Annotated in this window: 14 protein-coding genes and 1 pseudogene; 14 read left to right on the top strand and 1 reads right to left on the bottom strand. The window is 40.5% G+C overall.

Features of this window, described 5'->3' with window-relative positions; all coding sequences use genetic code 11:
- The 13 genes and pseudogenes from MK480_RS00005 to MK480_RS00065 all read left to right on the top strand — a co-directional run.
- The coding region (locus tag MK480_RS00005) for a Rib/alpha-like domain-containing protein (RefSeq protein ID WP_268706997.1) at positions 1 to 1,933 on the top strand (1,933 nt) is incomplete at its 5' end.
- 163 nt (positions 1,934 to 2,096) lie between these two features.
- On the top strand, positions 2,097 to 2,387 hold the full coding sequence (rpsF, locus tag MK480_RS00010) for a 30S ribosomal protein S6 (protein ID WP_001151778.1): 291 nt from the start codon (positions 2,097 to 2,099) through the stop codon (positions 2,385 to 2,387).
- An 11-nt stretch (positions 2,388 to 2,398) separates the two neighbouring features.
- Entirely contained in the window at positions 2,399 to 2,869 is a 471-nt protein-coding gene (gene ssbA / locus MK480_RS00015; protein WP_000609606.1) for a single-stranded DNA-binding protein SsbA, read from the top strand.
- A 31-nt stretch (positions 2,870 to 2,900) separates the two neighbouring features.
- A complete protein-coding gene (gene rpsR, locus MK480_RS00020) occupies positions 2,901 to 3,140 on the top strand; it encodes a 30S ribosomal protein S18 (RefSeq protein ID WP_000068664.1) in 240 nt (79 codons plus the stop codon).
- Between the two features lie 272 nt (positions 3,141 to 3,412).
- Positions 3,413 to 3,916: pseudogene (locus tag MK480_RS00025) on the top strand (GNAT family N-acetyltransferase).
- Between the two features lie 79 nt (positions 3,917 to 3,995).
- Positions 3,996 to 5,396: a bifunctional Cof-type HAD-IIB family hydrolase/peptidylprolyl isomerase gene (locus tag MK480_RS00030; RefSeq protein WP_268706998.1), complete on the top strand. Its 1,401-nt coding sequence runs from the start codon at positions 3,996 to 3,998 to the stop codon at positions 5,394 to 5,396.
- A 1-nt stretch (position 5,397) separates the two neighbouring features.
- The gene (locus MK480_RS00035) at positions 5,398 to 5,760 is read left to right on the top strand and encodes a S1 RNA-binding domain-containing protein (RefSeq protein ID WP_261029483.1); all 363 of its coding nucleotides are present in this window, start codon (positions 5,398 to 5,400) and stop codon (positions 5,758 to 5,760) included.
- Between the two features lie 52 nt (positions 5,761 to 5,812).
- A complete protein-coding gene (locus MK480_RS00040; RefSeq protein ID WP_268706999.1) occupies positions 5,813 to 6,562 on the top strand; it encodes a tRNA1(Val) (adenine(37)-N6)-methyltransferase in 750 nt (249 codons plus the stop codon).
- Positions 6,552 to 6,848: a GIY-YIG nuclease family protein gene (locus tag MK480_RS00045; RefSeq protein ID WP_261035400.1), complete on the top strand. Its 297-nt coding sequence runs from the start codon at positions 6,552 to 6,554 to the stop codon at positions 6,846 to 6,848. The genes MK480_RS00040 and MK480_RS00045 overlap by 11 nt, the downstream gene beginning before the upstream one ends.
- Positions 6,849 to 7,027: 179 nt before the next feature.
- Positions 7,028 to 7,963, top strand: coding sequence for a manganese-dependent inorganic pyrophosphatase (locus MK480_RS00050; protein WP_268707000.1), 936 nt, complete (start codon positions 7,028 to 7,030; stop codon positions 7,961 to 7,963).
- An 88-nt stretch (positions 7,964 to 8,051) separates the two neighbouring features.
- A complete protein-coding gene (locus tag MK480_RS00055) occupies positions 8,052 to 8,564 on the top strand; it encodes a YiiX/YebB-like N1pC/P60 family cysteine hydrolase (protein WP_268707001.1) in 513 nt (170 codons plus the stop codon).
- On the top strand, positions 8,548 to 9,198 hold the full coding sequence (locus MK480_RS00060) for a DUF1803 domain-containing protein (RefSeq protein ID WP_268707002.1): 651 nt from the start codon (positions 8,548 to 8,550) through the stop codon (positions 9,196 to 9,198). Before MK480_RS00055 ends, MK480_RS00060 begins: the two co-directional genes overlap by 17 nt.
- 101 nt (positions 9,199 to 9,299) lie before the next feature.
- Complete coding sequence (locus MK480_RS00065) at positions 9,300 to 9,491, top strand: CsbD family protein (protein ID WP_000051182.1); 192 nt, start codon at positions 9,300 to 9,302, stop codon at positions 9,489 to 9,491.
- A 47-nt stretch (positions 9,492 to 9,538) separates the two neighbouring features.
- Here the strand turns inward: MK480_RS00065 and MK480_RS00070 are convergent, their stop codons facing one another.
- Positions 9,539 to 10,984, bottom strand: coding sequence for a UDP-N-acetylmuramoyl-L-alanyl-D-glutamate--L-lysine ligase (locus MK480_RS00070; RefSeq protein ID WP_268707003.1), 1,446 nt, complete (start codon positions 10,982 to 10,984; stop codon positions 9,539 to 9,541).
- Between the two features lie 105 nt (positions 10,985 to 11,089).
- Here MK480_RS00070 and MK480_RS00075 point away from each other — a divergent pair, with 105 nt between their 5' ends.
- Positions 11,090 to 12,715 (top strand): putative polysaccharide biosynthesis protein, encoded by a 1,626-nt coding sequence (locus tag MK480_RS00075; protein WP_268707004.1) that lies wholly within the window; start codon positions 11,090 to 11,092, stop codon positions 12,713 to 12,715.
- Positions 12,716 to 12,850: the final 135 nt, after the last annotated feature.

Here is a 12,850-nt window from a genome sequence, read left to right on the forward strand (position 1 = left end):
TGTAACAGTACCAACAACAGTACGTGTAGTTGATGCATATAGACAATATGTACCAGTAGATACAGATCCTAAGAAAGTAATTCCTGCAGAAAATATTGTCCCAACTGACTTCCCAGACGGAACAACATTTGAGTATAAAACTCCAGTTGACACATCAACACCAGGAGATAAAGATGTTGTTGTTGTAGCAAAACTAAATGGTGAACCAATTGCAGAAATCCCAGCGAAAGTTACTGTAGTAGGACCTAAGACTCAGTATGTAGCAGTAGGAAACGAACCAGATGTAAATAAATCTGTAGATCCATCAGTATTCCCTAAAGAAGCAGAAGCAAAACCTGAATATAAAGAAAAAGATATTTCTAAAACACCAGGTGAAAAAGATGTAACTGTAGTTGTTAAAGATAAAGATGGAGATACAATCGTAGAAGTACCTGCGAAAGTTAAAGTGGTACAAGGAAATCCACAAATTATTCCTGTTGATCAAGGTCAACCACTTGCAGAAAATAGCATTAACAAAGGTGATTATCCAGAGGGAGCAACTTTCGAATACGAAAAAGTTGACGGAAAAGATCCGGTAAATATTTCAGAAGCTGGAGATTACCCAGTAAACGTGATCGTTAAGGATAAAGATGGTAATAAACTTGTAACAGTACCAACAACAGTGCGTGTAGTTGATGCATATAGACAATATGTACCAGTAGATACAGATCCTAAGAAAGTAATTCCTGCAGAAAATATTGTCCCAACTGACTTCCCAGACGGAACAACATTTGAGTATAAAACTCCAGTGGATACAACAACACCAGGAGATAAAGATGTTGTTGTTGTAGCAAAACTAAATGGTGAACCAATTGCAGAAATCCCAGCGAAAGTTACTGTAGTAGGACCTAAGACTCAATACGTAGCAGCAAATCCTGAGAATACTCAACCAGATGTGAATAAATCTGTAGATCCATCTGTTTTCCCTAAAGAAGCAAAAGCAAAAGTTGGGTACAAAGAAGATGTTGACACTAAAACACCAGGAATTAAAGATGTAACAGTAGTTGTTAAAGATGAAGATGGAGATTCAATCGTAGAAGTACCTGCGAAAGTTATCGTGGTTCAAGGTAAAGAGCAAGAAGTTACAGTGAATCCAGATAAAGCTCCAGAAGCAAAAGATAATATTAATCCTAAAGACTTCCCAGAAGGGGCAACATTTAAATTCAAAGAACAACCTGATACAAAAACACCAGGTAAGAAGAATGTAATTGTAGTTGTTAAGGATAAAGATGGTAATCTATTAGTTGAAGTTCCAGCAGTTGTAAATGTGGTAGAACGTAAAGAAGAGCCACAAACACCAAAAGAAACTGTTACAGCAACACCAATCGTGGTTGAAGTAGGAACGCCAATCACTAAAGAAGATGTGAAAGGTCATGTTAAATTACCAAAAGATGCTGAAATTATCGAAGTTGGGGAAATCCCTACAACTGAAACACCAGGAGTGAAACCAAGTGTTAAAGTGAAGGTGAAACTACCAACAGGAGAAATTGTAGTAGTAGACGTCCCAGTAACGGTAATTCCTAAACGCATTCCAGAAACTAATCCATATAATGGAGATGGATATAACGGTGGTGGAAATGGTGGTAACAACTACAGACCAACTCCTACTCCACAAAATGTTCCGTCAAGACCAACTGCTCCTGATCAACCTGTAACTCCTACGGAACCAGGACAGCCAGCAACACCAAATCAAACTCAACCAGCGGCACCAGCTCAAGCAGATGCAACAGTAGCAACTGACACAGCTGCTAAACCAGCAACACCTAAATATGTTGATGGTCAAAAAGAATTGCCTAACACAGGTACAGAAGCTAACGCTAGTCTTGCAGCGCTTGGACTTTTTGGAGCCCTAGGTGGATTTGGACTTCTTTCTCGCAAGAAAAAAGAAGACTAAAAACTCATAGTTTTTAAGAAGATGATTCGTCATCTTCTTTTTTTATTTCGGTGTTTTTACTTGCGTAAAAATTTTTTTTTTAGTATAATAGTTTATTGTGAGCGAACCTCACTTACCCCTTGCAAAGTCTTGGGGTCATTAGACCAAAAGGAGGAACATATCAATGGCTAAATACGAAATTCTTTATATCATTCGTCCAAACATTGAAGAAGAAGCTAAAAACGCTTTGGTAGCACGTTTTGACTCTATTTTGACTGACAACGGTGCAACTGTTGTTGAATCAAAATCTTGGGAAAAACGCCGTCTTGCATACGAAATCAAAGATTTCCGTGAAGGACTTTACCACATCGTTAACGTTGAAGCAAACGACGATGCAGCTCTTAAAGAGTTTGACCGTCTTTCAAAAATCAACGCTGACATTCTTCGTCACATGATCGTCAAAACTGACGCGTAAGAAGGTAAACTATGATTAACAATGTTGTACTTGTAGGGCGTATGACACGTGACGCTGAGTTGCGTTATACCCCATCAAATGTAGCAGTTGCGACTTTTACTCTTGCAGTAAACCGTACATTTAAGAGTCAAAATGGCGAACGTGAGGCTGATTTTATCAATGTCGTTATGTGGCGCCAACAGGCTGAAAACCTTGCTAACTGGGCTAAAAAAGGCTCACTTATCGGGGTGACAGGTCGTATCCAGACTCGTAGTTACGATAATCAGCAAGGACAACGTGTCTACGTGACAGAGGTCGTGGCTGAGAATTTCCAAATGTTGGAAAGCCGTAGTGTGCGTGAGGGTCATACAGGTGGAGCTTACTCTGCACCAACTGCAAACTATTCAGCACCTACAAATTCAGTACCAGACTTTTCACGTGATGAAAATCCATTTGGAGCAACAAATCCATTGGATATTTCAGATGATGATTTACCATTCTAATGGACAACTAAAATTATAAAGGAGAAAAAACATGGCTCAACAACGTCGTGGCGGATTCAAACGCCGTAAAAAAGTTGATTACATCGCAGCAAACAAAATTGAATATGTTGATTACAAAGATACTGAGCTTCTTAGCCGTTTCGTTTCAGAACGTGGGAAAATCCTTCCTCGTCGTGTAACAGGAACTTCAGCTAAAAACCAACGTAAAGTAACAACAGCTATCAAACGCGCTCGCGTAATGGCTTTGATGCCTTTCGTAAACGAAGATTAAAGAAAAGACCCGGGTGGGTCTTTTTTTCACGAGCCTTGAAATGAAAGAGCGAGTTTGGGTCCAGTGGACCTCTTTTTCATGAGCTCGGAAAAAAGAAAGCGAATTAAGACCCCGACGGGTCTTTTTTTCACGAGACTTGAAATGAGAGAGCGAGTTTGGGTCCAGTGGACCTCTTTTTCAGACTCGGTTGGATCTTTTTTCACGAGATAGTTTTTTTCTGACCTTGGCGTGCTATAATGGTAATAAAAAGAGTAAAGGTGGGTAAGTCAAAGATGAATTGTACGATTAGAAATATGATTAAGTCTGATATTGAATCCTTATCTCATGGATTTATGAATCAAGGTTGGCCTGGTAGAGAGGAAATTTTGGCTAGATATTTTCTGGAACAGAAAAATGGGTAGAGAGAAGTCTTAGTTGCAGAGATTGATGGTGCTGTAGCGGGCTACGTTACCATTTTGCCCTCTGCTAAACATGGTCCTTTTGCAGAAGTCTATCCAGAATTATCAGATTTTAATGTGTTTGAGTCTTTTCGAAATCAAGGGATTGGGAATCAACTGCTAGAAGAAGCAGAAAAACGAATCAAGTTTGTTTCGAGTAAGGTCACTCTAGGTGTAGGTTTGCACTCGGGGTATGGTCCTGCCCAGAGATTGTATATCAAACGAGGCTACATTCCAGATGGGACAGGTGTGTGGTATAGAAATAAACCGCTAGAAATGGGTGCAAGTTGTCAAAATGATAATGATTTAGTTTTATACTTATCCAAGGACTTACAATAAAACTGGAAACTTTTTGAAAATAGGGGATTTAGCTACTTTATGGTATAATGGAAAGAGTTAGATTGAAAGAGGTAGTGAGATGGATGCGAAATTAAGATATAAGGCAAAGAAAATCAAGATTGTCTTTTTTGATATTGATGATACATTGCGAAATTCCAAGACTGGTTTTATTCCAGCTTCAATCCCAACTGTTTTTAAGCAATTACGTGAGAAAGGAATTTTGACAGGTATTGCTTCTGGACGAGGGATTTTTGGTGTCGTTCCGGAGATTCGTGAGCTCAAACCTGACTTTTTTGTAACCTTAAATGGGGCCTACATCGAAGATAAAAAAGGTCAGGTTATTTATCAACATCAGATTGAGAAGTCAGATGTTGAGGAGTATATCTCTTGGGCCAAGCAAGAGGGAATTGAGTATGGTTTGGTTGGGAGTCATGATGCCAAGTTGTCGACTCGCACCGATATGATTAGTGAAGCGATTAATCCAATTTACCCTGATTTGGATGTAGATCCTGATTTTCATGAAAAAGAAGATATATATCAGATGTGGACTTTTGAAGATAAGGGAGATGACTTGCACTTGCCTGACAGTCTCTCTGATAAACTTCGCATGGTTCGTTGGCATCAACATTCGTCTGATATTGTGCCGATTTCAGGCTCCAAAGCGACGGGTGTGGAAAAGATTGTGGAACACCTTGGTTTGAAACCAGAGAACATCATGGTCTTTGGAGATGGGCTGAATGACTTGGAACTCTTTGATTATGCTGGAATCAGCGTTGCCATGGGAATTTCTCATGATAACATCAAAGAAAAAGCAGATTATATTACAAAAACATTAGAAGAAGATGGCATTTTTGATGCCTTAGAAGGATTTGGTATGGTAGAAAAAGAATTGCATTTCCCACAAGTAGACATTGAAACAGTAGAAGGTCCTATCGCGACTATTAAGACCAATCACGGAGACTTGCGTATCAAGCTTTTCCCTGAACATGCTCCTAAAACAGTGGCTAACTTTGTAGCTCTTTCAAAAGATGGTTACTATGATGGTGTCATTTTCCATCGTATTATCAAGGACTTTATGATTCAAGGTGGAGACCCAACTGGAACTGGTATGGGTGGCGAGTCGATCTACGGAGAATCATTTGAGGATGAAGTCTCAGAAGAACTTTATAATATCCGTGGTGCCCTTTCTATGGCCAATGCTGGTCCAAATACCAACGGCAGCCAGTTCTTTATCGTGCAAAATCAACATTTGCCTTATTCTAAAAAGGAGATTGCTCGTGGTGGTTGGCCAGAACCGATCGCAGAAATCTATGCAGAGCAAGGTGGGACACCTCACCTAGACCGTCGTCACACTGTATTTGGTCAGCTAGCTGATGAAGCTTCTTACGCTGTCTTGGATGCCATTGCTTCTGTTGAGACAGGGGCTATGGACAAGCCAGTTGAAGATGTCGTGATTGAAACCATTGAAATTGAGGACTAAGATGAAAATCGGTGATAAGCTAAAGGGGCGTATTACAGGGATTCAGCCCTACGGTGCCTTTGTTGAGTTAGAGACGGGTGATACAGGGCTGATTCACATTTCAGAGATTCGAACAGGATTTATTGAAAATATTCATGAAGCCTTGAAAGTCGATGAAGAGGTTCAAGTTCAGGTAGTGGATTTAGATGAATTTACAGGGAAAGCCAGCCTTTCTATCCGCACTTTGGAGGAAGAAAAGCACCAGTTTCCGAGACGGAGACGCTTTTCAAGTGACCGTTTTAATTACGGCTTCGCTCCTCTCAAACGAATGATGCCAATTTGGACTAAGGAAGCCCTTCAACATTTGAAGAAGCAGAAGCACTAGTTAGAAATTTCTATCTTTTGTAATGTTAATATAAATTTGCTATAATAGGACCATGGAAGAAGAACAATTATTAAAATCAGGGGAGCGCATTAACCAGCTCTTTTCGACAGATATCAAAATCATTCAAAATAGAGAGGTTTTTAGCTATTCGGTGGATAGTGTTCTCTTGTCACGTTTTCCACGTTTTCCTAAGAAGGGCTTGATAGTGGATTTTTGCGCTGGAAATGGAGCGGTGGGGCTATTTGCTAGCACTCGGACTCATGCACAGATTTTGGCTGTTGAGATTCAGGAGCGTTTGGCAGATATGGCTGAACGCTCTGTCCGTTTGAATGGTTTAGAAGAGCAGATGGAGGTCATCTGTGATGATTTGAAAAATATGCCTTCTCGTATACAGGGAAGTAAGGTGGATATGATTTTGTGTAATCCACCCTATTTCAAGGTGGATCCTCATTCAAACCTGAATGAGAGTGAACATTATCTCTTGGCTCGCCACGAAATCACGACCAATTTGCAGGAAATCTGTCGTAGTGCCCAGAGTATTCTCAAATCCAATGGGCGTTTGGCCATGGTTCATCGCCCTGATCGACTTCTGGATATTTTGGATACGTTACAACGGCATAATCTAGCCCCCAAGCGCCTGCAGTTTGTTTATCCAAAAAGAGAAAAGGAAGCCAATATGCTTTTGATTGAGGCCATCAAGGATGGCTCGACAAGTGGCTTTAAGGTTTTGCCACCTCTCATTGTCCACAATGATGATGGCTCTTATACACCTGAACTTGAAGAGATTTATTATGGATCATAAGGCTTATATGTACGTACTGGAGTGTCGTGACGGATCCTACTATACAGGCTATACGACTGATGTGAGAAGACGCCTCGCTGTCCACAATAGTGGGAAGGGAGCCAAATATACACGAGCACGCTTGCCAGTCAAACTTATCTATGCTCAAGGTTTTGCCAGTAAGGAAGAAGCCATGTCGGCTGAAGCCCTTCTCAAGCGTAAGAAGAGGCCACAGAAGGAAAGATTTTTATCTGAAAATCAAGATAGAAATTTACTCATACTCAATGAAAATCAAGGAGCAAACTAGGAAGCTAGCCGTAGACAGTACTTGAGTACGGCAAGGCGAAGCTGACGTGGTTTGAATTTGATTTTCGAAGAGTATCAGTTATTTTGAAGAATCGTGAGGAGCCCTTTGACTCCTCTTACTTTTGTCAAAAAGCGAAAAAAATGCTACAATAAAGAGAATAAACAAAATGAGGTATTATCATGTCTAAGATTCTAGTATTTGGTCACCAAAATCCAGACTCAGATGCCATCGGGTCATCTGTAGCCTTTGCCTACCTTGCAAAAGAAGCTTATGGTTTGGATACGGAAGCTGTTGCCCTTGGAACTCCAAATGAAGAAACAGCCTTTGTCTTGAACTATTTTGGTGTAGAAGCACCGCGTGTTATCACTTCTGCTAAAGCAGAAGGCGCAGAGCAAGTTATCTTAACTGACCACAATGAATTCCAACAATCTGTATCAGATATCGCTGAAGTAGAAGTTTATGGTGTTGTGGACCACCACCGTGTGGCTAATTTTGAAACTGCAAGCCCACTTTATATGCGTTTGGAGCCAGTTGGATCAGCATCTTCAATCGTTTACCGTATGTTCAAAGAACATGGTGTAGCTGTGCCTAAAGAGATTGCTGGTTTGATGCTTTCAGGTTTGATTTCAGATACCCTTCTTTTGAAATCACCAACAACACATCCAACAGATACAGTCATTGCTCCTGAATTGGCAGAATTAGCTGGTGTCAACTTGGAAGAATATGGTTTAGCTATGTTGAAAGCTGGTACAAACTTGGCTAGCAAATCTGCTGACGAATTGATTGACATCGATGCTAAAACTTTTGAATTGAACGGAAATAATGTCCGTGTTGCTCAAGTAAACACAGTTGATATCGCTGAAGTTTTGGAACGTCAAGCAGAAATTGAAGCTGCAATGCAAGCTGCCAACGAAGCAAACGGTTACTCTGACTTTGTCTTGATGATTACAGATATCGTCAACTCAAACTCAGAAATCCTAGCACTTGGTGCTAACATGGACAAGATTGAAGCAGCCTTCAATTTCAAACTTGAAAACAATCATGCCTTCCTTGCTGGTGCTGTTTCACGTAAGAAACAAGTGGTACCTCAATTGACTGAAAGCTTTAATGCTTAAGATTTTGAGTGTTAAAGTTCAAATTAGGAAAGGCTAGTTTGCCTTATATCGAAAGGAGTTTCGGCTCCTTTTTTTCTAGGAGTGAAGTATGTTAGAAAATGGCGATTTGATTTTTGTGAGAGATGAGTCGGACATAGGACAGGCCATCCAGACTTCCACAGGCAACTATAACCATGTTGCCATTTGTTTGGATGGGATGATTTACCACGCTAGTGGAAAATTTGGTGTTATCTGTCAAGAACCAGCAGACTTCTTTGAGTCTAATCACTTGTACGACCTCTATGTCTACCCAGAAATAGATATCCAGTCGGTGAAGGAAAGAGCTTGCAAACATCTGGGAGCTCCTTATAATGCTTCTTTCTATCCAGATGGAGCTGGTTTTTACTGTTCCCAGTATATGGCAGAAATCCTACCGATTTTTGAAACCATTCCCATGAAATTTGGTGATGGGGAGCAGGACATTAGTGATTTTTGGAGAGAGTATTATAGAGAACTAGGTCTGCCTGTGCCTCTGAACCAAGCTGGGACCAATCCCAGTCAGTTGGCAGCATCGCCTCTGTTAGAATGTAAAGAAAGGAATCTTCATGATTCAGATTTTTAATCCATCTCGTTTGACGAGACAGCCATTTTTTGGAGAATTGATTCGCTATCTGGACCAGCATGAGGATGTGATTTTACGAGAAATTAAGGCTCAATTTCCAGATGTGGCAGTTGATAAACTCATGGAAGAGTATATAAAGGCTGGCTTGATTCGTCGGGAAAATAAGCGCTATTACCTTAATCTTCCCATGCTTAAATCACTCGATAGTCTCGAACTGGATCAAGAGATTTTTGTCAGCGAAGATAGTCCAGTCTATCAAGCCTTGTTAGAGCAGAGTTTTGAGACGGAATTACGAAATCAAACCAATGCAGCTATTTTAGTTGAAAAGACAGACTTTGCGAGATCAAAAATGACCCTGTCCAATTATTTCTACAAGGTCAAACATCAGTATCCTTTGACAGAAAAACAACAGGAACTTTATGCTATTTTGGGAGATGTTAATCCTGAGTATGCTCTCAAATATATGACGACTTTTTTGTTGAAATTTCTCAAAAAAGACCAGCTTATGCAGAAACGCCGTGACATCTTTGTGGACAGTTTAGTTATCCTAGGTTATATTGTCCAAAATGAAGATGGAAAGTATGAGTTGGCTATCGATTTGGATAAGGAAAGATTAACTTTCTACTTGGCCTGATTTCTTGTTTCTGAGCACATTGTTTGACTTTCCTTAGTATTCGGTATAAACTATATGTAACCGGTAACACATATCGGAATAAAATTAAAGGAGACAATCATATGTCACTTGAAAACAAATTGGAACAAGCAACAGGCGCTATCAAAGAAGGATTTGGTAAAGTTACTGGGGATGGTAAGACTGAAGCAGAAGGTGCTGTAGAAAAGACAGTTGCTAAGGCAAAAGAAGTAGTTGAAGATGCTAAAGGTGCTGTAGAAGGTGCCGTTGAAGGGTTGAAAAACGCTTTTAAATAAAAATAGAAAAAATCAAGGGTTCCATTTCCCTTGATTTTTTTACTATCTTATAAATAATTTTCTGCGACGGCTGCATCTCCAGGATAGGCTTCTTTCTTGCCTTGGACGATTTGGTAGCAATCGGCACCCTTACCGGCGATAATAACTGCATCTAATTCGTGATTTGTGATAGCCATAGCTGCCTTGATGGCTTCTTGGCGATCCGCAATTTTTTCAACAGGATGATTGATGTAGCTACTAATTTCATCTGCAATGGCCATTGGGTCTTCATAGTTGGGGTCATCAGCAGTCAGAAAGACTTGAATCTCAGGGTGTTGATTGAGGAGGAGGCCAAAGTCCTTACGACGGCTTTCTCCCTTGTTTCCTGTCGAACCTAACACCAGAGCAATCTTTCCAGTTTGATGAGTTTCAACCACATTGATTAGTTTTTTGAGACTATCACCATTGTGGGCATAGTCGATGAAGACCTTGGCTCCATTTTTCTGCGTGAGGACTTCCATACGACCAGGAACGCGGGTTGCAGCGATACCTTTTTTGATGTCCTCAAGACTAGCTCCGAGACGGAGGCAAGCAAGTCCAGCAGCAACGGCATTTTCTTGATTGAAGTAGCCAATGAGTTGGATATCATAATCTCCAGCGAGTTTACCCGTAGCTGAAAAGCTAAAGGCTTTGGAATTCTCGATTTGGTTATCAGACTGGCTACCGTAGAAATCATGGTCTTGATTTTCCACCTGTTCTTTTAGTACAGAGAAGTGGTCCATGTCACTGTTAATGATGACTGCTCGGCTATTTTTCATCAAGAGACGCTTGTGGTAGAAGTAGTCTTCAAAGCTAGGGTGTTCAATCGGGCCGATATGGTCGGGGCTGATATTGAGGAAAACTCCCACATCAAAGGTTAGACCATAGACACGTTTGACCAGATAGGCCTGACTGGATACTTCCATGATGAGGTGAGTACGGCCATTTTGCACAGCTTGATTCATCATATCAAAGAGGTCAATACTCTCAGGGGTTGTTAATGCAGACTTAAAGAAAGTCTTGCCATCTAGAGTTGTATTCATGGTCGAGAGCATAGCAGGTCGATGCCCTTGAGATAAAATGTTATAGGCGAAGTAGGCTGCTGTTGTTTTACCCTTAGTACCAGTAAAGGCAAGGAGTTTGAGTTTTTTCTGTGGATTGCCATAAAATTCCATAGCTACCAAACTCATGGCTTTCTTGATATCACTGACGATGATAGCAGGAATACCAACCTCATAGTCTTTTTCAGCCACATACCAACCGAGGCCTTGAGAGATGGCGGAAATCAGAAATTCCTTCTTAAAGGCAGCACCTTTAACGAAAAAGAGGCTCTTTTCTTTAGCCTTGCGGCTGTCATAGCAGATGGTGTCAAATATGACATGGCTGTAGTTGTAGTGATAATGTCCTTGGTCGATAATCTCACGGAAGAGATCATCTTTCTTTAAAATATCTAATACGGTTTCAATCTTAATCATACTTTCTATTGTAAACCGAAAGTCGTAAATTTACAAGTGACAAGGAAAAGTTTATAATGGAAGATGAGGAATTTTTCCTAGTTATTAAAATTAAATGAGGAATCTATGTCTAACGAAAACAATCACCAGCAGGCCCAGATGTTACGGGGGACTGCTTGGCTAACGGCTAGTAACTTTATCAGTCGTCTACTCGGTGCCATTTATATCATCCCTTGGTATATCTGGATGGGGTCTTATGCGGCTACAGCAAATGGTCTCTTTACTATGGGCTACAATATCTATGCCTGGTTCTTGCTGATTTCAACAGCAGGTATTCCAGTTGCGGTGGCCAAGCAAGTTGCCAAGTACAATACCATGCGAGAAGAGGAGCATAGCTTTGCCCTGATTCGGAGCTTTTTAGGCTTTATGATAGGACTAGGTTTGGTTTTTGCTTTAATCTTGTATGTCTTTGCTCCTTGGCTAGCAGACTTATCTGGCGTGGGCAAAGACTTAATCCCAATCATGCAGAGCTTGGCTTGGGCGGTCTTGATTTTCCCATCTATGAGTGTTATCCGAGGTTTCTTCCAAGGAATGAATAACCTCAAGCCTTATGCTATGAGCCAAATCGCTGAGCAGGTCATTCGTGTTATCTGGATGCTCTTAGCAACCTTTATCATTATGAAGCTCGGTTCAGGAGATTATCTAGCAGCGGTTACCCAATCCACCTTTGCTGCCTTTGTCGGTATGGTAGCTAGTTTTGCAGTTTTAATCTATTTCCTTGCCAAAGAAGGATTACTTAAAAGAGTCCTTGAAACAGGAGATAAGATAAACAGCAAGCGTCTTTTGGTCGACACCATTAAGGAAGCCATTCCTTTTATCCTGACAGGGTCTGCCATCCAGCTTTTCCAAATCTTGGACCAAAATACCTTTATCAATAGCATGAAGTGGTTTACCAACTATAGTAATGAAGACTTAATTGTCATGTTTTCTTATTTCTCTGCCAATCCTAATAAAATCACTATGATTTTGATTTCTGTTGGGGTTTCGATTGGGAGTGTCGGCTTGCCACTTTTGACTGAAAACTATATAAAGGGGGACTTGAAGGCGGCTTCTCGTCTAGTTCAGGACAGCATTACCATGCTTTTCTTATTCCTGCTGCCAGCAACGGTTGGAGTGGTCATGGTAGGAGAACCTCTCTATACTGTCTTCTATGGCAAGCCAGATAGTTTGGCCATGGGCTTGTTTGTCTTTGCAGTTTTGCAGTCTACTATTTTAGGCTTGTATATGGTCTTGTCTCCAATGCTTCAGGCCATGTTCCGCAACCGCAAGGCAGTTCTCTATTTTATCTATGGTTCCATTGCCAAGCTGGTCTTGCAACTGCCAACCATTGCTCTCTTTCACAGTTACGGGCCTTTGATTTCTACAACAATTGGTCTTATTATTCCTAATATTTTGATGTATCGAGATATTTGTACGGTAACAGGTGTCAAGCGCAAGGTGATTTTGAAGCGAACCATTTTAATCAGTTTGTTAACGCTTGTTATGTTCATCGGTGTAGGTGCCATCCAGTGGATACTTGGATTTGTTTTCCAACCAAGTGGACGTTTGTGGAGCTTTCTTTATGTAGCCCTTGTCGGTGCCATGGGTGGAGGAGTTTACGGAGTCATGAGTCTTCGTACCCATTTGTTGGATAAGGTGATTGGAAAAGCCCAAGCTAATCGCTTACGAGCAAAATTAAGAATTTCTCAATAATTTTTTTATAAATAAAAGGGATAATTTGAACATTTCTATCATGAAATGCTTGAATTATTCTCTTTTTTATTAATTTGTATTATATTTTTTATAATTTGTAGATAGTAATTTAATTTTTCTTAAATTTTACTTAAA

Origin of the sequence: Streptococcus mitis (genome assembly GCF_026782895.1) — a bacterium.
Classification (GTDB): Bacteria; Bacillota; Bacilli; order Lactobacillales; family Streptococcaceae; genus Streptococcus; species Streptococcus mitis_CB.

Excerpts from the sequence above, each read along its gene's own strand:
- MK480_RS00055 (WP_268707001.1), top strand. The coding sequence starts at position 8,052 with ATGTTAGAAAATGGCGATTTGATTTTTGTGAGAGATGAGTCGGACATA.
- MK480_RS00030 (WP_268706998.1), top strand. The coding sequence starts at position 3,996 with ATGGATGCGAAATTAAGATATAAGGCAAAGAAAATCAAGATTGTCTTT.
- MK480_RS00050 (WP_268707000.1), top strand. The coding sequence starts at position 7,028 with ATGTCTAAGATTCTAGTATTTGGTCACCAAAATCCAGACTCAGATGCC.
- ssbA (WP_000609606.1), top strand. The coding sequence starts at position 2,399 with ATGATTAACAATGTTGTACTTGTAGGGCGTATGACACGTGACGCTGAG.
- MK480_RS00070 (WP_268707003.1), bottom strand. The coding sequence starts at position 10,984 with ATGATTAAGATTGAAACCGTATTAGATATTTTAAAGAAAGATGATCTC.
- rpsR (WP_000068664.1), top strand. The coding sequence starts at position 2,901 with ATGGCTCAACAACGTCGTGGCGGATTCAAACGCCGTAAAAAAGTTGAT.
- MK480_RS00035 (WP_261029483.1), top strand. The coding sequence starts at position 5,398 with ATGAAAATCGGTGATAAGCTAAAGGGGCGTATTACAGGGATTCAGCCC.
- MK480_RS00075 (WP_268707004.1), top strand. The coding sequence starts at position 11,090 with ATGTCTAACGAAAACAATCACCAGCAGGCCCAGATGTTACGGGGGACT.
- MK480_RS00065 (WP_000051182.1), top strand. The coding sequence starts at position 9,300 with ATGTCACTTGAAAACAAATTGGAACAAGCAACAGGCGCTATCAAAGAA.
- MK480_RS00040 (WP_268706999.1), top strand. The coding sequence starts at position 5,813 with ATGGAAGAAGAACAATTATTAAAATCAGGGGAGCGCATTAACCAGCTC.
- MK480_RS00060 (WP_268707002.1), top strand. The coding sequence starts at position 8,548 with ATGATTCAGATTTTTAATCCATCTCGTTTGACGAGACAGCCATTTTTT.
- rpsF (WP_001151778.1), top strand. The coding sequence starts at position 2,097 with ATGGCTAAATACGAAATTCTTTATATCATTCGTCCAAACATTGAAGAA.
- MK480_RS00045 (WP_261035400.1), top strand. The coding sequence starts at position 6,552 with ATGGATCATAAGGCTTATATGTACGTACTGGAGTGTCGTGACGGATCC.